General features: G+C 70.8%; 24 protein-coding genes. 10 read left to right on the forward strand and 14 right to left on the reverse strand.

The window, feature by feature from the left end; all coding sequences use genetic code 11:
• The first annotated feature begins 13 nt into the window (after positions 1 to 13).
• Complete coding sequence (pknB, locus tag BLQ62_RS00140) at positions 14 to 2,005, forward strand: Stk1 family PASTA domain-containing Ser/Thr kinase (protein WP_068537512.1); 1,992 nt, start codon at positions 14 to 16, stop codon at positions 2,003 to 2,005.
• Between the two features lie 79 nt (positions 2,006 to 2,084).
• On the opposite strand, the gene BLQ62_RS00145 is transcribed toward pknB, so the two are convergent.
• Entirely contained in the window at positions 2,085 to 2,726 is a 642-nt protein-coding gene (locus BLQ62_RS00145) for an aminodeoxychorismate/anthranilate synthase component II (protein WP_068537510.1), read from the reverse strand.
• Between the two features lie 81 nt (positions 2,727 to 2,807).
• Here BLQ62_RS00145 and crgA point away from each other — a divergent pair, with 81 nt between their 5' ends.
• Both crgA and BLQ62_RS00155 read left to right on the forward strand, forming a co-directional pair.
• Positions 2,808 to 3,101 (forward strand): cell division protein CrgA, encoded by a 294-nt coding sequence (gene crgA, locus BLQ62_RS00150; protein ID WP_068537508.1) that lies wholly within the window; start codon positions 2,808 to 2,810, stop codon positions 3,099 to 3,101.
• A gap of 54 nt (positions 3,102 to 3,155) precedes the next feature.
• Positions 3,156 to 3,560, forward strand: coding sequence for a PH domain-containing protein (locus BLQ62_RS00155; RefSeq protein WP_115391299.1), 405 nt, complete (start codon positions 3,156 to 3,158; stop codon positions 3,558 to 3,560).
• 37 nt (positions 3,561 to 3,597) lie between these two features.
• On the opposite strand, the gene BLQ62_RS00160 is transcribed toward BLQ62_RS00155, so the two are convergent.
• Together BLQ62_RS00160 and BLQ62_RS00165 are read right to left on the reverse strand one after the other, a co-directional pair.
• Positions 3,598 to 4,107 (reverse strand): C40 family peptidase, encoded by a 510-nt coding sequence (locus BLQ62_RS00160; protein WP_231857552.1) that lies wholly within the window; start codon positions 4,105 to 4,107, stop codon positions 3,598 to 3,600.
• 305 nt (positions 4,108 to 4,412) lie between these two features.
• Positions 4,413 to 4,946 (reverse strand): peptidylprolyl isomerase, encoded by a 534-nt coding sequence (locus BLQ62_RS00165; RefSeq protein WP_068537504.1) that lies wholly within the window; start codon positions 4,944 to 4,946, stop codon positions 4,413 to 4,415.
• A 104-nt stretch (positions 4,947 to 5,050) separates the two neighbouring features.
• On the opposite strand from BLQ62_RS00165, the gene BLQ62_RS00170 reads away from it, so the two are divergent.
• Positions 5,051 to 5,551, forward strand: a complete 501-nt coding sequence (locus BLQ62_RS00170; protein ID WP_068537502.1) for a hypothetical protein — start codon at positions 5,051 to 5,053, stop codon at positions 5,549 to 5,551.
• A gap of 4 nt (positions 5,552 to 5,555) precedes the next feature.
• Here BLQ62_RS00170 and BLQ62_RS23620 read toward each other — a convergent pair whose 3' ends face one another.
• From BLQ62_RS23620 to BLQ62_RS00190, 5 genes are all read right to left on the reverse strand, one after another.
• Positions 5,556 to 5,729 carry a hypothetical protein gene (locus BLQ62_RS23620; protein ID WP_156483178.1) on the reverse strand — a complete coding sequence of 58 codons (174 nt, stop codon included), beginning with the start codon at positions 5,727 to 5,729 and terminating at the stop codon, positions 5,556 to 5,558.
• A 113-nt stretch (positions 5,730 to 5,842) separates the two neighbouring features.
• Positions 5,843 to 6,598, reverse strand: a complete 756-nt coding sequence (locus BLQ62_RS00175) for a CbtA family protein (protein ID WP_068564727.1) — start codon at positions 6,596 to 6,598, stop codon at positions 5,843 to 5,845.
• Positions 6,599 to 6,612: 14 nt separating this feature from the next.
• A complete protein-coding gene (locus BLQ62_RS00180) occupies positions 6,613 to 6,825 on the reverse strand; it encodes a CbtB domain-containing protein (RefSeq protein WP_068537498.1) in 213 nt (70 codons plus the stop codon).
• A gap of 166 nt (positions 6,826 to 6,991) precedes the next feature.
• Positions 6,992 to 8,020, reverse strand: a complete 1,029-nt coding sequence (locus BLQ62_RS00185; RefSeq protein ID WP_139184097.1) for a hypothetical protein — start codon at positions 8,018 to 8,020, stop codon at positions 6,992 to 6,994.
• 149 nt (positions 8,021 to 8,169) lie between these two features.
• Positions 8,170 to 9,366: an aminotransferase class V-fold PLP-dependent enzyme gene (locus tag BLQ62_RS00190; protein WP_068564723.1), complete on the reverse strand. Its 1,197-nt coding sequence runs from the start codon at positions 9,364 to 9,366 to the stop codon at positions 8,170 to 8,172.
• 59 nt (positions 9,367 to 9,425) lie between these two features.
• On the opposite strand from BLQ62_RS00190, the gene egtA reads away from it, so the two are divergent.
• From egtA to egtD, 4 genes are read left to right on the forward strand one after another with little or no spacing between them, the layout of a single operon-like run.
• Positions 9,426 to 10,646, forward strand: coding sequence for an ergothioneine biosynthesis glutamate--cysteine ligase EgtA (egtA, locus tag BLQ62_RS00195; RefSeq protein WP_115391298.1), 1,221 nt, complete (start codon positions 9,426 to 9,428; stop codon positions 10,644 to 10,646).
• Complete coding sequence (gene egtB, locus BLQ62_RS00200) at positions 10,643 to 11,950, forward strand: ergothioneine biosynthesis protein EgtB (RefSeq protein WP_068564719.1); 1,308 nt, start codon at positions 10,643 to 10,645, stop codon at positions 11,948 to 11,950. The genes egtA and egtB overlap by 4 nt, the downstream gene beginning before the upstream one ends.
• A 1-nt stretch (position 11,951) precedes the next feature.
• On the forward strand, positions 11,952 to 12,674 hold the full coding sequence (gene egtC / locus BLQ62_RS00205) for an ergothioneine biosynthesis protein EgtC (RefSeq protein WP_068564717.1): 723 nt from the start codon (positions 11,952 to 11,954) through the stop codon (positions 12,672 to 12,674).
• A gap of 7 nt (positions 12,675 to 12,681) precedes the next feature.
• The gene (egtD, locus tag BLQ62_RS00210; protein WP_068564715.1) at positions 12,682 to 13,662 is read left to right on the forward strand and encodes an L-histidine N(alpha)-methyltransferase; all 981 of its coding nucleotides are present in this window, start codon (positions 12,682 to 12,684) and stop codon (positions 13,660 to 13,662) included.
• Positions 13,663 to 13,686: 24 nt separating this feature from the next.
• Here the strand turns inward: egtD and BLQ62_RS00215 are convergent, their stop codons facing one another.
• The 6 genes from BLQ62_RS00215 to BLQ62_RS00240 form a co-directional block, all read right to left on the reverse strand.
• Positions 13,687 to 14,682, reverse strand: a complete 996-nt coding sequence (locus tag BLQ62_RS00215; RefSeq protein WP_068564714.1) for a CNNM domain-containing protein — start codon at positions 14,680 to 14,682, stop codon at positions 13,687 to 13,689.
• The gene (locus BLQ62_RS00220; RefSeq protein WP_068564712.1) at positions 14,675 to 16,030 is read right to left on the reverse strand and encodes a hemolysin family protein; all 1,356 of its coding nucleotides are present in this window, start codon (positions 16,028 to 16,030) and stop codon (positions 14,675 to 14,677) included. The genes BLQ62_RS00215 and BLQ62_RS00220 overlap by 8 nt, the downstream gene beginning before the upstream one ends.
• A 298-nt stretch (positions 16,031 to 16,328) precedes the next feature.
• Entirely contained in the window at positions 16,329 to 16,790 is a 462-nt protein-coding gene (locus tag BLQ62_RS00225) for a DUF6262 family protein (protein WP_220270942.1), read from the reverse strand.
• Entirely contained in the window at positions 16,787 to 18,787 is a 2,001-nt protein-coding gene (locus tag BLQ62_RS00230) for a tyrosine-type recombinase/integrase (protein ID WP_223120764.1), read from the reverse strand. Before BLQ62_RS00230 ends, BLQ62_RS00225 begins: the two co-directional genes overlap by 4 nt.
• On the reverse strand, positions 18,774 to 19,829 hold the full coding sequence (locus tag BLQ62_RS00235) for a tyrosine-type recombinase/integrase (RefSeq protein ID WP_225536077.1): 1,056 nt from the start codon (positions 19,827 to 19,829) through the stop codon (positions 18,774 to 18,776). Before BLQ62_RS00235 ends, BLQ62_RS00230 begins: the two co-directional genes overlap by 14 nt.
• A 65-nt stretch (positions 19,830 to 19,894) precedes the next feature.
• Positions 19,895 to 20,623, reverse strand: coding sequence for a hypothetical protein (locus BLQ62_RS00240; RefSeq protein WP_225536078.1), 729 nt, complete (start codon positions 20,621 to 20,623; stop codon positions 19,895 to 19,897).
• A gap of 276 nt (positions 20,624 to 20,899) precedes the next feature.
• Here BLQ62_RS00240 and BLQ62_RS00245 point away from each other — a divergent pair, with 276 nt between their 5' ends.
• Positions 20,900 to 22,000, forward strand: coding sequence for an ImmA/IrrE family metallo-endopeptidase (locus BLQ62_RS00245; RefSeq protein WP_225536079.1), 1,101 nt, complete (start codon positions 20,900 to 20,902; stop codon positions 21,998 to 22,000).
• 20 nt (positions 22,001 to 22,020) lie between these two features.
• On the forward strand, positions 22,021 to 22,368 hold the full coding sequence (locus tag BLQ62_RS00250; RefSeq protein ID WP_068526275.1) for a hypothetical protein: 348 nt from the start codon (positions 22,021 to 22,023) through the stop codon (positions 22,366 to 22,368).
• The last annotated feature ends 85 nt before the right edge of the window (positions 22,369 to 22,453 follow it).

Here is a 22,453-nt window from a genome sequence, read left to right on the forward strand (position 1 = left end):
ACGGATACAGCCGATGACAACCCCGCCGCGTCGCATCAACGACCGCTACGACCTGGGCGAAACGCTCGGGTTCGGTGGCATGTCCGAGGTGCACCTCGCGCGGGACACCCGGCTCTCGCGCGACGTCGCGATCAAGATCCTGCGCGCCGACCTGGCCCGGGATCCGAGCTTCTACGAACGGTTCCGGCGGGAGGCGCAGAACGCGGCCTCGCTGAACCACCCGACGATCGTGCAGGTCTACGACACCGGTGAGGCGCAGACCTCGCAGGGGCCGCTGCCGTACATCGTCATGGAGTACGTCGACGGGGAGACCCTGCGCGACGTGCTGCGCCGCGACGGCACCATCGCCCCCCAGGCGGCGATGACGTGGATGGCCGACGTGTGCGCGGCGCTGGACTTCAGCCACCGCAACGGCATCGTCCACCGCGACATGAAGCCCGCCAACGTGATGCTCACCCGCGCGGGAGAGATCAAGGTGATGGACTTCGGCATCGCCCGGGCGATGAGCGACCCGTCCGCCGGAATGACCCAGACGGCAGCGGTCATCGGTACGGCGCAGTACCTCTCGCCGGAGCAGGCGCGCGGGGACTCCGTGGACGCCCGCTCCGACGTCTACGCCGCCGGCTGCGTGCTCTTCGAGCTGCTCACGGGGCAGCCGCCGTTCACCGGTGACTCGCCCGTCTCCGTGGCGTACCAGCACGTCCGCGAGGATCCGCCGACCCCGTCCTCGATCCTGGACACCGTGCCGCCCGAGCTGGACTCGATCACGCTCAAGGCGCTGTCGAAGAATCCCGCCAACCGGTACCAGACGGCCGGCGAGATGCGCCAGGACCTGATCCGGGTGCTCGCCGGGCGCAAGCCCGAGGCGCCGATGGTGCTCTCCGATTCCGAGCGCGAGGCGCTGCTCACCGAGCCGGCGAAGTCGCGTCGCCGCGCCGCTGCCGCACCCGTCGCCGCCGCTGCCGCCGCCGGTGCGGCGACCGGAGCGGACACCGATCCGTCGGATCAGGATCCGCCCACCGAGATCGTCGACACCACCGCCGAGTCCGCGCCCGCGCGCCGGCGGCACTCGGCGCCCGCCCGGGGTGGCGGCCGGTCGAAGCTGCTGATGCTGCTCTCCGCCGCGGTGATCGCGCTGGTCCTCGTCGGCGGCACCACGTGGTACCTGCTCAACAGCCGCGACGGCGAGCAGACCGCGACCGTGACCTCCCAGATCGGCGAGCCCGCCGCGGACGCCCAGGTGGCGCTGCAGAAGCTGGGCTTCACCGTCGAGGTGCAGCGGATGCCCGACAACGCGGTGCCCGCCGAGCACGTGATCTCCACGCTGCCCGGACCGAACGCGAGCGCCACCAAGGGTTCGACGGTGGTGCTGCAGGTCTCGACGGGCCCGAAGATCGCCGCGGTGCCCGACGTCGCGAACAAGCCGGAGCAGGAGGCCCGCGGGATCCTGGAGAAGGCCGGCTTCACCGTCGCCAAGGACGTCAAGAACGATCCGTCGCCGACGGTGGCGAAGGGCAACGTCATCTCCACCAACCCGGCGATCGGCACGAACACGCAGCAGAGCACGCCGATCCAGCTCACTGTCAGCTCCGGCAAGGAGCAGGTGCGCGTGCCGGACGTGACCAGCACGCAGGTCGATCAGGCCAGCGCGAACCTCAAGGGCCTCGGCTTCGACGTCCGGATCCAGCAGGTCGAGAACCCCGCCGCGACGGGCACCGTCGTCGGCCAGAACCCGAGCGGCGGCGCGACCGTCGACAAGGGCAGCACGGTGACGCTGCAGGTGGCGAAGGCCAAGCCGATCACCATGCCGAACGTGATCAACCAGGATCAGAACGCGGCCCGCGCCGCGCTCATCCAGGCCGGTTTCGAGCCCGGCAACATCAGGACAGTGGTGGACGCCCCGTCGGGCCTGTTCGACCGCGGCCGCGTGTGGCGGACCGATCCCGATGTCGGCGCCCAGGTGGACTCGTCGGCGTCGATCGTCCTGCACGTCCGCCGCTCCTGATCGCAGCGCGCCGGTCCCGCCCGCACCGGGCGGGTCCGGGCGGGAACGCCGGCCCTCGCGGCCCGACGGTCCGCGGTGCTCAGGCGAGCGCCGCGGCGACCTCCTGCTCGAGCTCGGCGACGCGCGCCTCGGCGACCTCGTAGCCGCAGACCGCGAGCCAGTTGGCGAGCATGCGATGGCCGCCCTGGGTCAGCACGGATTCGGGGTGGAACTGCACGCCGTGGATCGGCAGCTCGCGGTGCTGGAAGCCCATCACGACCCCGGATTCGGTGCGGCCGGTGATCTCCAGCTCGTCGGGGATGGTGGGCTCGAGCACCGTCAGCGAGTGGTAGCGGGTGGCGGTGAACGGGTCCGGCAGGCCGGCGAAGACGCCGTGGCCGTTGTGCTGCACCTGCGAGGTCTTGCCGTGCAGCAGTTCGGGCGCGCGGTCGACCGTCGCGCCGAAGACGGCGCCGATCGCCTGGTGGCCCAGGCACACGCCCAGCAGCGGGGAGCCGGCCGCGCGCGCGGCCTCGACCATCGCCATGGTCTGCCCCGCACGCTGCGGGGTACCGGGGCCGGGGCTGAGCAGCACGCCGTCGTACTGCGCGGCCGCGGCGGCCGGATCGTCCAGCCGCGGATCGTCGTTGCGCCAGACGTCCGCCTCCACGCCCAGCTGGCCGAGGTACTGCACCAGGTTGAACACGAAGCTGTCATAGTTGTCGACGACGAGGATCCGCACGTCCTCCAGCCTAGCGGGGTGGGGTCGTACCGGTACATCCGATAACCTGGCAGGTGAACCGCACCCTGGTAGAAGGAAGCCATGCCGAAGTCGAAGGTCCGGAAGAAGACCGATTACACGATCAACACCGCCACGGATTCGCGCACGCCGGTCAAGGTGAGCGCACCGTCGGGCCGGTGGTTCGTGGTCGCGTTCCTGGCGCTCATGCTGGCCGGCCTGGCCTGGCTGCTCGTGTACTACGTCGGCGCCGATCCCAACGGCCTGGGCGGCCCCGGCAAGCCCCTGGAGTGGATGGCGAACCTCGACGCGTGGAACTTCGCCATCGGCTTCGGCCTCATGATCGCCGGTCTGTTGATGACGATGTGGTGGAAGTAGCCCTGACCAGCGAAATCACATCCATGTATTTCATCCCCAGCTGTGGATAAACCTGTGGATAACTGGAGCGCTCCCCGCGGTGTCGGCATCGTCCTGATGGTGGCGGGCATCGTGCTCGGCGCCGCGGCGTTCGGCCTACAGGCGATCAAGGACCCCGTCGGCATGGTGCTGGTCGGCGTCGGCGTCCTCGCCCTGGTCTACCTCGGCGCACAGGTGCTGGTGCTGCGCCCGCGCCTGTCCGCGGACGCCACCGGCGTCACGTACCGCGGCGCCTTCGGCCGCAAGGTCTTCCCGTGGGACGGCCTGGAGATCAAGCGCACCACCACGCGCCACTGGGGTCGCGAATCGGTGCTGCTGGAGCTCACCCGCGGCGACGACCTGCTCTTCCTCGGCCGTTGGGAGCTCGGCGAGGCGCCGACGCTCGTCGCGCAGCAGCTCGAGGCCCTGCGGCCCGCCTGACCCGCTCCTCACGGTCGGGCGCCCGGGTCGCGCCCGCTCAGTAGCGACGCGCGGTGACGAAACCGCGGATGCCGGCCACTCGCACCGGCACGCCCGACGTCACTGCCTCGACCACCTGGCCGTTGCCCACGTAGAGGGCGGCGTGCCCGCCACCGTTGGTGATCACCACGTCGCCGGGGCGCAGCTGCGCCTGCGAGACGGGGGTGCCGGCGCTCATCAGCGAGTAGCTGCTGCGCGGCACGCTCACGCCGGCCTGGTTCATCGCCCAGGTCACCAGACCCGAGCAGTCGAAGGCGGCGGGGCCGGAGGCGCCGTAGGAGTACGGCATGCCGACGCGGCTGAGCGCGGCCTGCACCACCGACGAGCGATCGGGACCGGCCTGCGCCGCCTGCACGGCGGGGGCCTGCGCGGGGCGCGGGGCGGGGGCGGCGTGCGCCGCGACGGGGACGGAGACGATGCCGATCGCGGCGACAGCGGCACCGAGCGCCGCCCGCATCGTGCCGCGGGTGCTGCGGCCGGTCGTGGTCCTCGTACTGTCGCTGGACACTTTCGTCGAACTCCCGACTCCCGTGGAGCGACGTGTCGGTCACGTCTCGGTCTCCACAAGATCACGGCAACGTTACGAAGGCCGGACGGCGGGTGTCCATCTCCGACCGCCTCCTGTGCCGTGAACATGCTCACCGACCTGCGTCGACCGAGATCCGGCTCACACGAATCCTTGATCTATCGACAATTCCGTGCAGAATCTGATCCACACTGATGGAGCAGTGAGGCAAAGTAAATTCACGGAACCGGCCACGGTCGACGAAGGCCCGGCCGGATTCCGGCCGGGCCTCGCGGGCGAGCGAGTGACTACTCCTCGACGGTGATGGAGTTGATGGTGATGTCCTTGGTGGGACGGTCCGCACGATCGGTCTGCGCGGCGCCGATGGCGTCGACCACCTTGCGGCTGGCCTCGTCCTCGACCTCACCGAAGATGGTGTGGCGGTTGTTCAGGTGCGGCGTCTTGCCGACGGTGATGAAGAACTGCGAGCCGTTCGTGGCCGGACGGCCGATGTTCGCCATCGCCAGGATGTACGGGTGATCGAAGCGCAGCTCCGGGTGGAACTCGTCGACGAAGTCGTAGCCCGGGCCGCCGGTGCCGGTGCCCGTCGGGTCGCCGCCCTGGATCATGAAGCCGTCGATCACGCGGTGGAAGATCGAGCCGTCGTAGAACGGGCCCGACGTGCCGCCGGAGGCGTTCGTCGTGGTGTAGTCCTTGGTGCCCTGGGCGAGTCCGAGGAAGTTCGCCACGGTCACGGGAGCGTGATTGCCGAACAGGGCGATGCGGATGTCGCCTTCAGAGGTGTGCAGGGTCACGTGGGCGGTAGCGTTGGAGTTGGTCACACCGCCATTCTGCCATTTTCTGCAGGTGCGAACCCGCGAAGATCGGATAAGAATCGGCGGTGCACAACGACGCACATTCGTCCGCTGAAAGGATCACGCCACCGATGGCCACCACCCCTCTGCTCGACGATGCAGCACCCGAATCCACCTCCGCCGCCCGCCTGAGCAACGTCGAGCGGCTCAAGGTGGGCCTGATGCAGGCCATCACCGGCCCCGTGAACATCGGCCGCGCACTGTTCAGCATCGGTCTGTCGCTCAAGATGCGGGCCCTCACCGCGGCCTACCGACTCGTGCGCTCCTGGCTCGCCCCCGCGGAGGTCGATCCCGAGCAGGCGATCACCCTCGCCGACGGTGCGCCGTCCCGCCCGGCCTGGCGCAAGCCGCTGCTGATCAGCGCCGTGATCGCGCTGGTCCTCGCGGTGGGCGGCGTGGCCTTCAAGCTGCTGCGCACCCCGTCGGCACCGCCCGTCGCGCCCGAGCCGCCGCGCGTGCGCCCCGCGAGCGGAGCCACCGGCGACAGCGCCCCGGCCCCGGTCGAGGAGTTGGAGCAGGAGGCCGCGGTCGAGTCCCCGGCCGACGAGGATCCCCGCAAGAAGGGCGAGTAGTCCGCTAGCTGCGCCAGCCGGTGGGCTGGTGCGCCTGGATGGCGAGCAGCGCCCAGGCCAGCGCGATCACGAAGAACAGGCCGTCGAGGCCACCCCCGCCACCGCGGTAATGGAGGGTGGCCGAGACGATGATCGAGATCAACGCGGCCGCCCAGAACAGAGCACAGCGGCGGTTCATACCCCCAGGGTATGCCGCCGCTGCGCCGTCCGGCACCCGAGCTTCGGTGCGTGTCGGCGACGACGCGCCGCGAGTCCGCCGCAGAACCGCACCGAGGCTCCGGCGGTGCCGACTCAGACGGTGGCGGGAACCTGCACCCGGGAGGCACCACGCACGGTGAGCCGGTGCACGAGCTCCCCGCCGACGAGGCCGATCGCCGACCACAGGATCGCCTGCGCGAGGAACGAGTAGGTGCGGAACCAGTACAGGTCGTCGGGGTCGAAGCCCTCGGGCGTCGCCACCGTCGCGGGCAGTACCAGGCACGCGAGCACCAGGCCGACCAGTACGATCGCGCCGCCGGCCAGCGCGGCGCCGTACCCCCCGAGCCGTGGCACCGCCGCGAGCCCGACCACCCACGCGGCCGCGACGAGGGCCAGGCAGATCGCGACCATGAGCAGGTAGGCGCCGGTGCGCTCGCGGATCGTATCGGGATCGCCCACGACGGGCGGGTTCGGCGGGTACTTCAGGTACGGCAGGGCGTAGAGCCCGGCGAACAGCGAGCCGGCCACGGCCAGCGCGACGGTCCGCGGCGTCCACCGCGCCAGCTTCGGCGCCGCGACGCAGTAGGCGACGCCGAACAGCGCCCCCATCGCGATCCCGAAGACGATCAGCCCCGCACCCAGCCCGACGTTCTGCTGGACGGCGCGGCTGAACAGCTCCGGCTCCTCCGCCATGCCCGCCCTGCCGGCGTGCTCCGCGGCGTTGCGTGCCTCCTCGAAGGCGACGGCCCGCCCGATGATGGGCTCGACCAGGATCCGCCCGAAGACGAACGCGAGCAGTCCTCCGATCGCCCCGGCGAGTGCGCCGCGGGCGATGACGTGCTTCTCCACGTTTGCTCCCCCGATCAGTGGCAGGGGAAGCCCAGGAAATGCCGGGCGTCGTGGAAGAACTCGTGCACGTGCATGTCGTTCCCGAACACCGAGACGGCGCCCTGATCGATACCGATGAAGTAGTAGGCCAGCACGACCGCGATCAGCGTGGCGCCGAGCCACAGGGCCCGGCGGGAGACGTGCAGGGAGAGGTCACCGGCATGTGCGGTGGTGGATGCGTTCGCCATGAGCGGCGCTCCTTCGTCCGGGGTTTCGCGCCCGGGTAGGGGTTTCGACGGTGCCCGGTCGCCCGGGCATGCCGGTGCGGGTCTGGCTTCACAGTGGCGCGACCGCTCCCCGATGGGATTCCGCATCCGGCCCGCGAAGTGTAACCCCGCGAGCCGGACGCCACCGTCAGACGACCCAGGTGAACCGTGCGGTGCTGTCGGCGGTGAACTCGAGGGAGAGCAGCCCGACCTCGGTGATCCGAGAATTCTCGCCCTTCACGGTGTAGAGCTGGCAATTCTTCCGTGCCATTCCGGCGTACCCCAACTCGCTGCCGTTCTTGCATGGTGCGAACGAGCCGAGCGCCGTAAGCCCGAGCGCATTGGAGCCGTCCGACGTAGCGAGAGCGAATCGCGGGTCGAGGTCACTCGCCGCGGTGGCCTTAGCGTCGTACGTGCCGGAGATCTTGTCCGTGGATTCGATCTCGTAGCGCAGGTAGTGCACCTCTCCCTTGTCCTTAAGCGCATCCGCCCGGAATTTCTTCAGGTCCTCCGCCGGTGCCTTCTCCACCCCCGTGACCCGGATCCGGAAACGCCGAGGTGACTTGTCCTTCGCTCCGAACTCGACCTGCGCCGACTCGCCGACCTTGAGCCGGGTCCCGTCAGGGGTGGGGACGAACGGCGCCGCGGGGGCGCTGCTCGGGACGACGGGGATCGACGGTGCGCTCGGCGTCGCACTCGACGGGGCCGCCTTCCCGTCGAGCTGAGCTCGGAGTTCGCGCGCGGTATCGATGCTCGGCGAGCCGGAGTCCGCGCACGCCTCGATGACGCGATCGTAGGGGGCCTTCGAGGCGTCGATCAGGCGCTGCGCTTCAGCCGTGTTCCCGTCACTGAGAGCCTTCTGAGCAGCGGCACCGTTGTCACGCAACGCCACCCAGTCCTTTTCCAGAGCAGCCTGCGTGGCGTCGCTGCGGTCCAGATACTGCAGTGTGCCGATGTCGCCGGGCAGCGACGTGTTCTTGTAGTTGTAGGTGATCGCGTTCGCGACGCCGGCGATCGCTGCGCCCTGCCCGAGGGCCACGGTGCACGCCTGCTCCCGCGTGTACTTCCCCGCCGCGTTCATCGTCGAAGCATCGTCGCCGCCTCCTCCGCACGCCGACACGACCCCCATCACCGCAGCCGCGCTCAGTGCGGCGGCCGCCCTCATCATCCGGTTCATCCATCTCCTCCGTCTCCCGATGTACCGGATGAGCGAACCACATTGCCTGACGCGTAAGGCCGCCGGTCCTCGAGCCGGGTGGCCCCGTGGCATTCGCAGTGGCGGGCCGCTCGCCGAGTGGACTGCGCATGCAACCCGCGCCCGTCCTCCTAGTGCGCGCCCGCCCGCCGCGCCAGTGCCGCCAGCTCGATGAGCAGCCGGTCGGTGTCCTCGTCGGTGACGAAGGCGTGCGCCGAGATCCGCAGTACCGCCGGGAGTGCGCGGGCACCCAGGTCCCTGCGGGCCGAGGAGGCACTGCTGGCGCCGACGGTCACGCCGCGGGCGGCCAGCTCCGCGCGGGCCGCGACCGGGTCCACCCCGTCGATCGTGAGGGTGACGATCGCCCCGACGGGGCCGTCGTCGGGGTCGCGCACCGTCACCCCCGGGAGCTCCGCGAGGGCCTCCCGGATGGCGGCGGCGCGCCGGGAAAGCTCGGCGAACACCTGCTCCGGCCCCAGATCGAGGAGGTAGCGCACGGCGCGGCCCAGCCCGAGGCGCGCGGCCACGTCGCACTCCCACGTCTCGAACCGGCGCGCGTCCAGCGCCAGCTCGTAGGTGTCGGTGGAGGTCCACTGCGCGCTGTGCAGGTCCAGCGAGCGCGGTTCCAGCGTCGACAGCAGTTCCTCCCGCACGTGCAGGAAGCCGGTACCGCGCGGCCCGCGCAGCCACTTGCGGCCGGTCCCCGAGATGGCGTCCACGCCCAGGGCGGCCGCGTCGACGGGGATCTGGCCGATCGACTGGCAGGCGTCCAGCAGCACGCGCGCCCCGACGGCCCGGGCCTTGGCCGCGATCGCGGCGATCGGTTCGACGAGGCCGCTCTGCGTGGGCACCTGCACCAGGGACACCAGCGCCACTCGCTCGTCGAGCACCGGGTCCAGGGCCTCGACGTCCGTGCGGCCCTGCGCGTCCGAGGGCAGCACCACGATCTCGGCGCCGACCGCCCTGGCGCGCTGCAGCGTCGCGACGGCGTTGGTGGCGTAGTCGATGTGGCTGACCGCGATCCGGTCCCCCGCGCGCAGCGAGACCGCGTAGAAGAAATCCGACCAGGCCCGGGTGGCACTGTCCGAGAGCGCCACGGACGCGGGCGGGACCCCGATCAGGGCGCCGAGCGCGATCTTGACGTCCGCGAGGTCGTCGGCCCGCTCGCCCGCGGCGCGGTAGCCGCCGACCTGCGCCTCGCGCCGCAGATGTGCGAGCACGGTCTCGAGAACGGGGTGCGGCGGCAGCGAGGAACCGGCGCTGTCGAAGAAGGCCGTTTCGGCCCTTCCGGGCGTATCGGCGCGCACGCGCTCGAGGTCGAGTCCCATGCTCCCCGACGATACTGCGAGACCCAGCGCGCAGCCGTGACACGCACTACTGTGAGCGTGTGGTCGGCGCAGTGGCGGACTTGAGCAGCGGGGCGACCCTGACCGGGCGTTCCGATGCCGAACGGCTGGTCCGGCAATGGTGCTTCCGCCGCGGGCCGACGGGCCTGCTCGGCGCCGAGATCGAGTGGTTCTGCCTCGGGCCGGATGGCGACCGCGTCCCCCTCGACGTGTTGGGCGCCGCCCTGGGTGCGCACGCGCCGTCAACGATCGTCGCCTCCTCCCCGGCAGCGCCGATGCCGCACGGCAGCGTGGTCAGCGTGGAACCGGGCGGCCAGCTCGAACTGTCCAGCGCCCCCGCGCCCAGTGCGGCGGCCCTGCTCGCCGACCTCGCCGCCGACGAGACCCACCTCCGAGAACTGCTGCGCCCGTATCGGATCGAATTGCACGCGGGGGCCGCCGAGGAGCGCCGTCCGAGCCGCCGACTGCTCTCGCTGCCCCGCTACGACGCGATGGAGTGCAGGTTCGACCGGATCGGTCCGTACGGCCGGCTGATGATGTGCTCCACCGCGGCGGTGCAGGTCACCGTCGACGCCGGGGTGGACGAGCCCGAGATGGCGCGACGCTGGGCGATGCTGCACGCCGTCGGCCCGGCGCTGGTCGCGGCGTTCGCCGCCTCGCCGCGGCTCGCGGGTGCCCCGGAGGGCCGGTGGGCCTCGCAGCGGCAACGGACGTGGCTCCCGCTCGATCCCGCCCGCACTCGGCCGCTGTCCTACGCGGGCTATCCGACGGAGGCGCTCGAGGTGCCCCTGCTCTGCGTCCGGGGCGCCGACGGGGCGCCGTGGCGCGCTCCCGACGGCGAGGTCACCTTCGCCGACTGGCTCGACGGTGCGCTCGACGAGACGCTCGGGCGCCGCCCCGTCGTAGCCGACCTCGCCTACCACCTGACCACGCTCTTCCCGCCGGTCCGCGCCAACGGCTACTACGAGATCCGGTACCTGGACGGGCAACCCGGCGACGGCTGGCGCGCCCCCGTCGCCGCGATCGCATCGCTGGCGGCGTCACCCGCGACCACCGCGGAGGCGATGCGCACGGTCGCCGGCACCGAGGAGCTGTGGATCGACGCCGCCCGCGACGGGCTGGATGCCCCCGAACTGCGCCGGGCCGCAACGGATCTCCTCACCCTCGCCGCCACCGCCGCACCGGCGGCGCAGCGCCCCCTGATCTGCGCGGCCGAACGCCGCTGCCGCGCCGGCCTTCCCCCCGGAGAGGACCCCCGATGACCCTCCCGCTCCACGACCGCATCGTCGACGCGCTCACCCGCGCCCGGGAGCGCACGGGCCTGCTCACCGACTCCGTCGACGACGCGGAACTGATCGCCCAGCACTCACCCCTGATGAGCCCCCTGGTCTGGGATCTCGCGCACATCGGCAGCCAGGAGGAGCTGTGGCTGGTACGCGACGTCGGCGGCCGCGAAGCGGTGCGCCCCGACATCGACGACCTCTACGACGCCTTCCGGCACGCCCGCGCCGACCGCCCAGCGCTCCCGCTGCTGACCCCCGAGCAATCCCGGCGTTACGTGGCCGAGGTCCGCGACAAGGCGTGGGACGTGCTCGACCGCACCGCGATCGAGGGCGATGCCGTCACGGACCCCCTGCGCGCGAACGGTTTCGCGTTCGGCATGCTGGCCCAGCACGAGCAGCAGCACTGCGAGACCATGCTCGCGACGCACCAGCTGCGCACCGGGCCGGCCGTGCTCGTCACGGAGCCCGCGCCGCACGCGTCGTACACCGGTCCGGCCGAGATCGTGATCCCGGCGGGGCCGTTCACGATGGGGACCTCCTCGGAGCCGTGGGCACTGGACAACGAGCGCCCCGCCCACCGCGTCGACCTGCCCGCGTACGCGATCGACGCCGTCCCGGTCACCAACGCCCGGTACCTCGAGTTCCTGGCCGACGGCGGGTACGACCGGCCGGAGCTGTGGACCGAGCGCGGATGGCGGCACCGCTGCGAGGCGGGGCTGACGGCGCCGCGCTTCTGGGAGCGCGACGCCGACGGCCACTGGTGGCGCACACGATTCGGCGTCGCGGCCCCCGTCCGCCCGGAGCAGCCCGTGGTGCACGTGTCCTGGTTCGAGGCGGACGCCTTCGCCCGCTGGTCGGGACGACGGCTGCCGACGGAGGCCGAGTGGGAGAAGGCCGCGCGCCACGACCCGGCCACCGGCGCGTCCCTCCGGTTCCCCTGGGGCGATGAGGAACCCACCGCCGCGCGGGCCAATCTCGGGCAGCGCCACCTCGAGCCAGCCGACGCCGGCGCCTATCCCGCCGGAGCATCCCCGCTCGGTGTCCAGCAGCTCATCGGCGACGTGTGGGAGTGGACGTCGTCGGAGTTCCTGCCGTACCCGGGCTTCCGCGCCTTCCCCTACCGCGAGTACTCCGAGGTGTTCTTCGGCGGCGACTACCGGGTGCTGCGCGGCGGCTCGTTCGGCACCGACGCCGTGGCCTGCCGCGGCACCTTCCGCAACTGGGACCACCCCGTCCGCCGGCAGATCTTCTCCGGCTTCCGGTGCGCGCGGAGCCTGCCCTGACATGTGCAGACACCTCGGCTACGTCGGCACGCCCGTGCCCGTGCACGAGCCCGTGACGGGCGGCGAGCACAGCCTGCGGCAGCAGGCCTGGGCCCCGCGCGAGATGCGCGGCGGCGGCACCATCAACGCCGACGGCTTCGGTGTGGCGTGGTGGACCGCGGACGGCACCGCCAGCCGGTACCGCAACGCCGCACCCGTCTGGACCGATCCGGCGCTCGACGAGGTGCTCGCGCAGATCACCTCGTCCGCCGTGCTGGGTGCCGTGCGCTCGGCCACCGCCGGGATGCCGAACAGCCGCGAGGCGTGCGCGCCGTTCACCGACGAGCGGTTCGCGTTCAGCCACAACGGCGTCCTGCCCGAGTGGGGCACCGTGCTGTCCGCCGTGGCACCGTCGGATCTGGAGGCCGTCACCGACTCCGCCGCGATCTGGGCCGCCCTACGTCCCCGACTCGCGACCGGCGATCCCGGGAAGGCACTCGCCGAGCTCGTCGGGGAGCTGGCCGCCGCGCGGCCCGACGCGCGGCTGAACCTGCTGCTCTGCGACGGCCGCACTCTCTGGGCCACCGCGTTCTACCACTCGCTGTGGGTGACCCACGACGGTGCGTCCGTCACCCTCGCGTCCGAGCCCACCGATGCCCGCACCCGCGGAGGCGGCTGGCGCGCGGTCCCCGATCACAGCCTGGTCGTCGCGCGGCCGGACTCCGTCACCATCACTTCGATCTAGGAGCGCCGTGCCCGTCCCCACTCCCCCGATCCGGGTCCACACCAGCGACAGCGATCTCGACGCGGCGCTGCTCGACGACGTGCGCCACGGCCTGACTGCGACCCCGAAATCCCTCCCGCCCAAGTGGTTCTACGATGCGGTGGGCAGCGAGCTGTTCGAGCGGATCACGCGGCTCCCCGAGTACTACCCCACGCGCACCGAGACGGCGCTGCTGCGGGAGGCGGCGCCGGAGATCGTCGGCATCGCCCGCCCCCACACCATGATCGAGCTCGGCTCGGGCTCGTCGGAGAAGACCCGCATCCTGCTCGATGCCGGCGTCGAGCAGGGGGAGCTGCAGCGCTACCTGCCGCAGGACGTCTCGGTCTCGGCGCTGCAGGGCGCGGTCGCGGCACTGCGGGTGGACTACCCCGGTCTCGAGATCGAGGGCATCGTCGGTGAATTCGCCGATACCATCGATCGTCTCCCGCCCGGCGAACGGCGGATGGTCACCTTCCTCGGCGGCACGATCGGCAACATGGTGCCGGCGGAGCGCGCCGTCTTCCTCGCGGCCATCGCGGCCGCCCTCGATCCGGGTGAGACCCTGCTCCTCGGCGCCGGGCTCGTGACGGACCCGGCCGTGCTGGTCCCCGCCTACGACGACGCCGAGGGCGTCACGGCCGAGTTCAACCGCAACGTGCTGCGCGTCCTCAACGCGCGTCTCGGCGCCGATTTCGACCCCGAGGCGTTCGCGCACGTCGCGCTGTGGGACGCCGCGAACGAGTGGATCGAGATGCGGCTCGAGGCCACCCGCGCCCTGCGGGTCGCGATCCCCGGCGCGGATCTGACTGTCGATCTCGCCGCCGGCGAGCAGATCCTCACCGAGATCTCCGCCAAGTTCCGCGAGGACGGGCTCCGCTCCGAACTGAGCGCGGCCGGCTTCACCCCGGACCGGATCTGGACCGACCCGCAGCGCAGGTTCGCGCTGATCCTCGCCCACGTGCCGGGCTGACCGCCGCCCGGCCGGCGCGGCCCGTCAGGCGGGCAGCAGCCGGCCGAGCAGGTCGGTCAGCGTCACGACGGCCCGCGCGCCGTCGCGCTCGACGACGGCGAGGTGCGTGCGCGAGTCCCGCATCGTGCCGAGCGCGGCGTAGGCGGGCTCGGCGGCGTCGAGGACGAGCACCGGGCGCAGCAGCTCCCGTGCGGTCGCGTCCGGCGCGGCCCGCAGGCCGTCGCGCACGTGCACCACGCCGGTGACGGCGCCGCCGTCGGTGACGAGCAGCCGCAGATGGCCGGTCGTGTCGGCGGCGGTCCGGATCTCCTGCGGTCCGGCCGAGCCGGGCACCGTCGACGGCGCGACGTCCCACCGGGCGATGTCGCCGACGGTGAGCGCCTCGAGCTCGAGGGCGCTGGTCAGGTGCCCGGAGTGCTGTTCGTCGAGCACGCCGACGGTGGCGGAGTGCTCCACCAGGTGCCGCAGCGCCGCCGGGTCCTGGCCGGTCTCCACCTCGTTGACCGGGGTCACGCCGACGCGCCGCAGGCACCAGTTGGCGGCGTTGTTGAGCACCACCAACAGCGGGCGGGTGAGCATCATGAACGCCCGCATCGGCATCGCCAGCAGGATCGCCGAGCGCTCGGGGTGCGCGATGGCCCACGACTTGGGCGCCATCTCGCCGACCACCAGGTGCAGGAACGTCACGATCAGCAGGGCCAGGACGAAACCGCCGACGTCGGCGATCCACCCGGGCATGCCGGTCGAGGCGAGCAGCGGGGTCAGCCAGCCGTCGACGGCGGGCTTGGTGATCGCGCCGAGCGCGAGCGTGCACACCGTGATGCCCAGCTGCGAGCCGGCGAGCAGCAGCGAGAGCTCCGAGGAGCTGCGCAGCGCGGCCCGCGCGGAGGCGCTGTGCGCGGCCCGGTCCTCGAGGCGGTGCCGCCGCGCGCCGATGAGGGCGAACTCCACGGCCACGAAGAACGCGCTCGCGCCGATCAGCAGGGCCGTGACCAGCACGACCACCCACGGGTCAGACATCGTCTGCCTCCGTCGCATCGTGGGCGCCCAGGCTCAGATGCACCACCGCCGGCACCCGTCGTTCGACGGTGCGGACCGTCGCGCGCAGGGCGCGGCGCGGGGCGAACGGGTCCGCCGGGTCGGGCACCAGCGGCAGGTCCGCGGTGTCGCCGGCGACGGGGAGGGCTCCGAGGCGGGCCGTCACGGCGCCGCCGAGGGTCTCGGCGTCGCCGGGCTCCAGGTCCACCTCGAGCAGGCGTTCCACCTCGTCGAGGTGGACATCGCCGCGCAGCAGCCAGCCGTCGTGCTCGCGCACGGCCGGCGCCACCGCGGTGCCGTCGTGCTCGTCGTCGATCTCACCGACGAGTTCCTCGGCGATGTCCTCGACGGTGACCACGCCGTCGAAGCCGCCGTACTCGTCGATGACGAGGGCCATCTCCTGGCCGGCGTCCGCGAGCTGCGCGACGACGGTCGGCAGCGGCATCGAGCCGGGTACGACCACGGCCGGGCGGCAGCGCGAGCGGGCCGTCCCCGAGGGGTCGGCGAGCAGGTCGTGCAGCGTGATGACACCGATCAGGTCGTCCGCCGTCGCGCCGACCACCGGGTAGCGCGTGTGGCCGTCCGCCATGCGGTCGAGGACGGCGGCCGCGGCCTCGTCGGCGGCGACCACGTCGACGCGGGCGCGCGGGATCATCGCGTGCTCGGCGGTGTGCGTCGGGAAGTCCAGGATCCGGTCGAGCAGGGTCGACAGCTCGCGCGGCAGCTCACCCGCGTCGCGCGAGGCCGCCACGATGTGCTCGAGATCGCGCGGGGTCGCGGAGTGCTCCACGTCGTGCACCGGCTCGATCCGCACGGCGCGCAGCAGCAGGTTCGAGGCCTGATCGAAGAACCGGATCAGCCACCCGAAGGTGCGCAGGTAGATCGTCGTGGAGGTGGCCAGGCGGCGGGCCACGGGCTCGGGGCGCGAGATCGCCAGGTTCTTCGGGAAGAGCTCTCCGAAGACCATCTGCACGACGGTCGAGAAGCCGACCGCGAGGACGGCGCCGATGCCGATGCCGACGGCGGCGGGAACGCCCACGCCGCCGAACAGCGTGCCGATGCCCTGCCCGATCAGCGGCTCGGCGACGTAGCCGACGAGCAGGCCCGTGACGGTGATGCCGAGCTGCGCGCCCGAGAGCATGAAGGAGGTGCGGCGGGTGACCTGCAGGGCGCGGGCGGAGGCCTCGTCACCGGCTTCAGCGCGCGCGGAGAGCCGCGAGCGGTCGACCGCCATGTACGCGAATTCCTGGGCCACGAAGTAGCCGGTGAACGCGGTGATCAGGAGGACCACCAGGATGCCGACGAGGATCGTGAGGACGGTGACGATCATCGAGCGGCCCCTCGACGGGGCGGGTGCTCAGCGGTTCCGGGTCTTCGGCGTTTGCGCGAGGCGCGTCTCATCGCTTCTCTCTGTAGTTTCTCGCCCGCCTGGTCGCGGGCATGAGTAAAGAATAGGTCAAGTGCGCCGATCCGGCATCGCCGCAGATCGCGGGCACCGCCGGAAACGACGAAGGCGGCTTCCGGACGAGCCGGAAACCGCCTGTGATCGCGTACGAAGTGTTTGTGGAGCCTAGGAGATTCGATATCTCTAGGAGCCTCCTGACTGTCCACGACGTGGCTGACGGGTCTCATCGTGGCTGTTGTGGCCCTGTGGCGGACGGATTATCTGCATGTTCTCCTCGACGGGCTTCTTGTTTGGCCGGCGGCCGGGTTCCCAGTTCGAGGAGTCGGCTTCGGAGCGCCTCGTTCTCGGTGTGTAGTTGCTCGAGCTGTTCGGTCAGTTCGCGGTTGCGGTCGATCGCGGTTGCGAGCTTGGTGCGGAGGGATTCGGCACTGGCTGCCCTGGAGCGTTCTATTCCGGCGGTGGCGGTGCCGCGCTTCGCGTCGATATCCTGCCGGAGCTGGGTTTGCTTGTAGAGGAAGCTGGTTGAGACGTCGGCGGCTCTGGCGACAGCGACGAAGGTGACGGGTTGTCCGGTGTTGTGCAGCCGGGTGATGGCTCGACGTGCGCGGGCGGTCGCGCTGGTTGTGCGGGCGGCGGCGGCCGCGGTGAGGCGTGCAGTGCGGTGATCGCGGTCGCCATTGCTCACCTGGATTCCTGCGTGTCTGAGTCGATTTCGTCGATGAGCCTGGTGACCTTGTCGAGCATGGTCTTGTTCAGGTCCGCTGCCTGGCGGTCGCCGTTGTCTTGTGCTTGGGCGGCGAGCTGTCTGAGCTGGTCGCGGTGGGTGATGTGTGCGCCGAGGAAGGTGCGGCCGCCGGGGTCGTGGAAGGAGCAGTCGATGCAGGGGTTCGGGCGGAACTCGCAGCGCTGCGTCGCGGGGAGCGTGCAGAACCCGTTGGGCAGTGCGGTGGTGAAGCGGGCGCGCAGGCGCTCGACGGTGGCGTCGACGCCCTTGTCGGGGTTGGTGTCCCAGAATTCGCGGGCTTTGCGGGCGAGGGTGTCGTCGGTAATGCGAGCGTAGGTCGCGGTCATGGTGTCGCTGTGGTGGCCGAGGAAGTCGCGCACTTCCGGTTGGGTCCATCCGTTGTTGAGCAGGTGCATTCCGATGGTGTGGCGGAAGCGGTGGACGTCGCCTCCGGAGATCTTCTCGCCGGTGGCGACGGACGTGGTGATGCCGTGCTCGCGGAACAGTGCGGCGAGGCGGTGTCGTAGCCCGCTGGTGGACCAGGGCTGGGTGCGGCCGGCGATGGCGCTGGACCGGGCGCCAGGGAAGAGGTGCTCGGCGTCGGGGCCGTAGGTGTCGCGGACGCGGGTCTGCTGGTCGCGGATGATCTCGGCGAGGCTTTCGGGGACTGGAAGCCGCCGCCAGGCGCTGGTTTTGGTCATCCAGTATTCGATCCAGTGGCCCTGCTCACTGTGTTGGAGGCAGTCGATCGGGAGGGCGACGAGTTCGGATATGCGGCACCCCGCCCATCGTGTGGTGGCGATCATCGCCCGGAGGGTGGGGTCGGTGGCCGGGTTGTCGACGATCAGGGTGTCGATGCGTTCGATGACATCGGGTGGAAAGGGCCTCGGTCGGCGGGTCTTGCGGTGGACGTTCTCGCCGCGGCGCAGGAAGATCGCTGATCCCAGGTCGTCGACGAGTCCGCAGTCGCGCAGTGTTTCGAGCAGGTAGGCCGCGGTGTTCGCGAGCTGGGGGCTTGCCTTGGTGTCGGGGCGGCGCGTCCATTCGAGGTAGTCCAGGAACGCCGTCCGAGTGACCGCAGACGGTTCGGGAACGGTTCCGTCGAGCGTGAGGAACTGGGCGAGCTGGCGGGTGGCGCGCAGCCACTGGGTGAGCGTTCCCCAGGACATGCGGGAGGTAGACAACTGTTGGCGGGCCAGGCTTTTGACGGCCTCTTTGAGCCAGGGCACCGGGATGGTGGCCCAGTCGACAGCGGTTCGTGTCGCCCCGGCTTGGGTGGCGTCGAGGACGAACTCGAATCCGTCGCGCCACCGCCAGTGATCCGCGGCCCATGGGTCGGGGTCGGTGGCCCCGTGAAGGAGTCGGAAGAACCTCCGGATGTAGGGAGCGCAGAGGGAGTCGAAGTTGGTGTAAGGCCAGTGCTGCCTGCACAGCAGCAGCCAGTCGTCGACGGGGCGTTCGGTCAGGGAGCTGGTGATACGCCCGTGCGCGACCTCGATGAGGACGATCAGGGCGCGGCGCAGGCCGGCGTTGGGGGTCCAGTCGCCGCGGCCGATCTTGGTTGCGGCGACGAACCGGACTTCGTCGGCGGCCGCCGCTGGGATGCGGCGGAAGTCGACGACCTGCGTGGTGGCGGGCCGTCCACGGGGCACGCCGACGGGCAGAGCGCTGGTGGTGGCCCAGGCGTCAAAGTCGGCGGGCTGTCCAGCGCGGAACCACTGGAAGTAGTGGGCATAGCACAGCCCCGAGGTGGCGGCTGCGCGTCCACCGGGGCCGCCGAGCCAGTACCGCTCGCCGTCGCAGTCGGAGACGGCGCACGGGTCGGTGGCGGCGCGGCGGCGGTCGCCGGCGATGTCGACGACCGGCCACGTCGATGCGCACCAAGGCCCGTCCGGCACCTGCAGAGCGGGGACGCCGCGGGGCCCGGACCGGGCGCGCTCGCCGTTACCGCGCGCCATCGCCGTCTCCCTTCAGTCGGTACTGCTGCGGTTCTCGCCAGACCAGATGCTCGGTGGTGCGGAGCTTTTCGGCGAGGTCGTCGCTGGCGAGGTGAATGTAGACGTCGGCGCTGGCCGAATGGGATTGGCCGAGGCGGGCAGCGATCTCGGCCGCGGTCCATCCGGCTTTGGCCAGGGCGGTGGCGTGGGTGTGGCGGAGCATGTGCGGGTTGAGGTCGTCGATCCCGGCGGCGGCGCCGATCCGTTCGATGAGCTGGTAGGCGTTGGAGTAGGTCATCGGACCACCGACGGGTGGGCGTGAGAGGTTGACGAACACGTAATCGCTGTCGACGTGGGCGATCTCACCGAGCAGGTACGCGGCATACAGGTCGAAGAACCGCCGCGGAGCCTCGACGATGAATTGGGTCTTCTGCTTTGATAGCGCCCCGTTGGCGTTGTCGTCACGCCGGCGGATCATCACCTGCCTGCGCATCGGGTTCAAGTCGCCGTGGCGCAGGCCGAGCGCTTGGCCTACCCGCAGGCCCAGGTCGTACTGCGCCGACAGCAGCAGTCGGTCACGGGTGGTCGACGCCGCGGCGAGCAGCTTGGCGAAGTCGGTCTCGAAGTCGATGACCTGCACGGTCTCTGCCGACTGCCGGTCGGGCCGGGCCAGGCGGGAGACTTCGCGCGGACGGCGGTGTTCGAGGTGCGCAAGGAAGCTGTGCGCGCGCCGCGGCAGCTTCGACGGGTTGCGGGTCAGTACCAGATCCTGCGGTCCCCGGCCCTCGACGCGGTGGAACTCGTAAAACTCCCGCACCGCGGCGCTGACCGCTTTCACCGTGCCGGGTGCACGGCCCCCGCACCGCGACGGCAGCGGCGGCAGTCCAGCGGTGAGAACGGCGACGAAGTCACAAAGCTGCCGGAAATCCAGCTCATCCCAAACGATTCCCCGCGCAGCCAGCCAACGATAGAACTGACTCAGGTGCCGCGCGTACGAGCGGACGGTGTTCTGAGAACGTCCGATCGCCCGCTGCCAATGCAGGAACTGCTCGATCTCGAGCACCGGCAAACCCTGTTGGTCGACGACGGTCCACGACCGGACCCCGTGGACCGTGACCGGGGCGGCCCTCATCGCTGGTCCTCGAGGCCGTCGGCGCGGCGCGGCCGGCGGGTCGTGATGTCAGTGCGCCGACGCTGCTGTTCGTCACGCACATCGATGACCACGTCATCGGCGATCGCGGCGTCGGCGATCGACGCAGCGGGCAGCCGCCCGGGCAGCCAGCGCACGTCCCGCTTGCGCCACGCGGCGTACCTCTGCTGCACCTGGTCCATCGGGATCTCGAACCGTTCCCACTGCACCCCGGGGGCGCTGACCCAGATCCGCCGCACGTGCGAATCGGTCGCCGCGTCGTAGTCCCAGGTCAGCTCGCAGTGCGTGGGATCGCCCACCAGCTGCAGAGTCTGCGAGTCCTGCTTGATGAAGGCCTTGCGCCGAGTGTTGGTGCCCTCCATCTCCTTGTGATGGATCGCCAGGTAAGTACGGCCGTGACTACTCACCTCGGACCACTGATACGGCCGCTTGACCAGGTGCCCGGGCGGGTGCATCCCCTGGGTGCTCAGCCACACGTTGGTGCCGGCGGAGACAAACGCCGCAACGTGACTACCCCGCAGCAGCGGCTGCAGCACCGTCCGCAAGTGCGCCGGCTGCCCCGCGGTCAGCGTGTTCCAGTGATCGACCGCGGCCAGCAGCAGCGCGCCGACGCCGATCGTCACCGGGCGCAGGATCCGCTGCGCCTCCTTCCGAGAAACCGCTCCCGCGTCGAGCGGGTTGATGTCGTCGTCCATGAGTGCCGTCACGATCTGTCTCCCATCGATGTAATTACTTGCATGGAATCTTGCCTAACGTGGTACAGTTCTCAGCAAGACAACACGCCGTGACCTGCAGAATTGGCCAAACCGTCTCGCCTCGCTCTCGCGAGCGAGACGGACGTCACATCAGTCACTTGCGTTTCGGATGGAGATAACCGCGTCGGGCAGAAAGTCGCAGTTCACACGGTGTTTCTGCGCAGATTTCGGCTGTTACCGCGATAGCGTGGAACGCAGGGATCGATCGAGGATATGGAGGCGATCTGGGTGACGGCACTCTTCTCGCAGGCCGAGGCGAACCCGGTGATGGTTGCGCTGACACGACTGGCGCACGGCTGGTCGAAGAAGCGGCTCGCTGAGGAGGCCGGGATCTCCGGATCGCACGTCACCCGGGTCGAGGCTGGCGCTCTGCCGCTGGCAGGTAAGGCGCTCGACGATTACGCCCGGGCGTTGCAATGCCCGGTCGAGGCGCTGTGCGTCGCGTTCGAGCGCTCACCTGCGCAGGGCACGCACTTCCGCGCCAACGCCACCACAGCGGAGTGGAAACGTGACCGCGTCTGGGCGCGCGCCAACCTGGTCGCGATGCGGCTAGGCCGGGTCGTCGCCCACACCGATCTCGATCCGGAACTGGCGCTGCCCGATCTCGACCCCGGGGACTACGCCGCCGATCTCGGCGAAATCACGGTCGCGCAAGTCCTGCGCCGGCTCTGGCGCATCGCCGGCCCCATCCGGTCGATGACCGAACTGCTGGAAGCGGCCGGGGTCTTCGTCGTCGTCGAGGACTTCCACGACCGCGAGATCGACGCGGTCACCCTACGCGCCACCGCGCATCACCCGCACCTGGTGTACGTCAACGCCGCACTACCGCCGGACCGGATGCGCATGACCCTCGCGCACGAACTCGGGCACCTGGTGATGGATGCGATGACCCTGGTCAGCCCCACCGAAACCGAGCGACGGGCAAATGTCTTCGCCGCCGAGTTCCTCGCCCCGGTCGACGACATCGGCCCGGCGCTGGACCGGGTCTCGACCCGGACCGTGCACGAGCTCGACGAGCTGCGCCTGGACTGGGGCGTGAGCGAGTCCTCGCTCGTTGTCCGAGCACGCGAGCGCGGCGTGCTCTCCGACCGGCAGTACCGGGCGATGTTCCGACTACTCAACGAAACCGGCCGGATGTACGGCACCCGGCCCGGTGTCCCGACCGAGACACCCGAGCTCGCCCGCGATGTTCTCGCCCAGCTCGCCACCGACGGATACAGCACCACCGAGCTCGACGCCCTGACACTGCTCACCGCCGAGAACCGCACCAGCCTGTTCGGCGCACCCGAGGGTGCCACCGCCGGCAGCCGTCACCTGACCGTCGTCTAACAGCGCGGGGGACGCCAGGGATGTCACGGTGGGGCTGGAACAGCAAGGACGCGGTCAAAGACCACCACTGGCGCGTCCCGCACGGGTCGAACAAGGCAGTGCAGGCCAAAGAGCAGGACGACGCCGCAGGCGGCCGCCACAACCGTGCCATCCGCACCGCACCGAACGCGCTGGGGCGGGTGGTCCTCCGGTGCCAGTACCGGCGCCTGTACGCGGAGCTGCGGTGGACCGATGCGACGAGGAAGCACGCCGAGTACCTCGGCGAGATGACCTGGCACAGCCGCGCCGACAACCTCGCCGCCGCCTGGCGCGAAGCACACGCCCGCGGTCTTACGACCAAGTCCTGCGACCGTCATCCAGTTATTTAATCTGTCGATCTTACGGTGTGCGTTATCAGATAGCGAGCTGGGTGTGGGGCCGACGGGCCGCGTGCCGACCGTTATGTTTCGTCGT

The organism is Tsukamurella pulmonis, from assembly GCF_900103175.1.
GTDB lineage: Bacteria > Actinomycetota > Actinomycetes > Mycobacteriales > Mycobacteriaceae > Tsukamurella > Tsukamurella pulmonis.

Bases quoted from the DNA above. Each gene is read 5' to 3' on its own strand.
- egtC (WP_068564717.1), top strand. From the start codon at position 11,952: ATGTGCAGACACCTCGGCTACGTCGGCACGCCCGTGCCCGTGCACGAG.
- BLQ62_RS00220 (WP_068564712.1), bottom strand. From the start codon at position 16,030: ATGATCGTCACCGTCCTCACGATCCTCGTCGGCATCCTGGTGGTCCTC.
- BLQ62_RS23620 (WP_156483178.1), bottom strand. From the start codon at position 5,729: ATGAACCGCCGCTGTGCTCTGTTCTGGGCGGCCGCGTTGATCTCGATC.
- BLQ62_RS00230 (WP_223120764.1), bottom strand. From the start codon at position 18,787: ATGGCGCGCGGTAACGGCGAGCGCGCCCGGTCCGGGCCCCGCGGCGTC.
- BLQ62_RS00250 (WP_068526275.1), top strand. From the start codon at position 22,021: ATGTCACGGTGGGGCTGGAACAGCAAGGACGCGGTCAAAGACCACCAC.
- egtB (WP_068564719.1), top strand. From the start codon at position 10,643: ATGACCCTCCCGCTCCACGACCGCATCGTCGACGCGCTCACCCGCGCC.
- crgA (WP_068537508.1), top strand. From the start codon at position 2,808: ATGCCGAAGTCGAAGGTCCGGAAGAAGACCGATTACACGATCAACACC.
- BLQ62_RS00185 (WP_139184097.1), bottom strand. From the start codon at position 8,020: ATGAACCGGATGATGAGGGCGGCCGCCGCACTGAGCGCGGCTGCGGTG.
- BLQ62_RS00190 (WP_068564723.1), bottom strand. From the start codon at position 9,366: ATGGGACTCGACCTCGAGCGCGTGCGCGCCGATACGCCCGGAAGGGCC.
- BLQ62_RS00215 (WP_068564714.1), bottom strand. From the start codon at position 14,682: ATGTCTGACCCGTGGGTGGTCGTGCTGGTCACGGCCCTGCTGATCGGC.
- BLQ62_RS00170 (WP_068537502.1), top strand. From the start codon at position 5,051: ATGGCCACCACCCCTCTGCTCGACGATGCAGCACCCGAATCCACCTCC.
- BLQ62_RS00180 (WP_068537498.1), bottom strand. From the start codon at position 6,825: ATGGCGAACGCATCCACCACCGCACATGCCGGTGACCTCTCCCTGCAC.
- pknB (WP_068537512.1), top strand. From the start codon at position 14: ATGACAACCCCGCCGCGTCGCATCAACGACCGCTACGACCTGGGCGAA.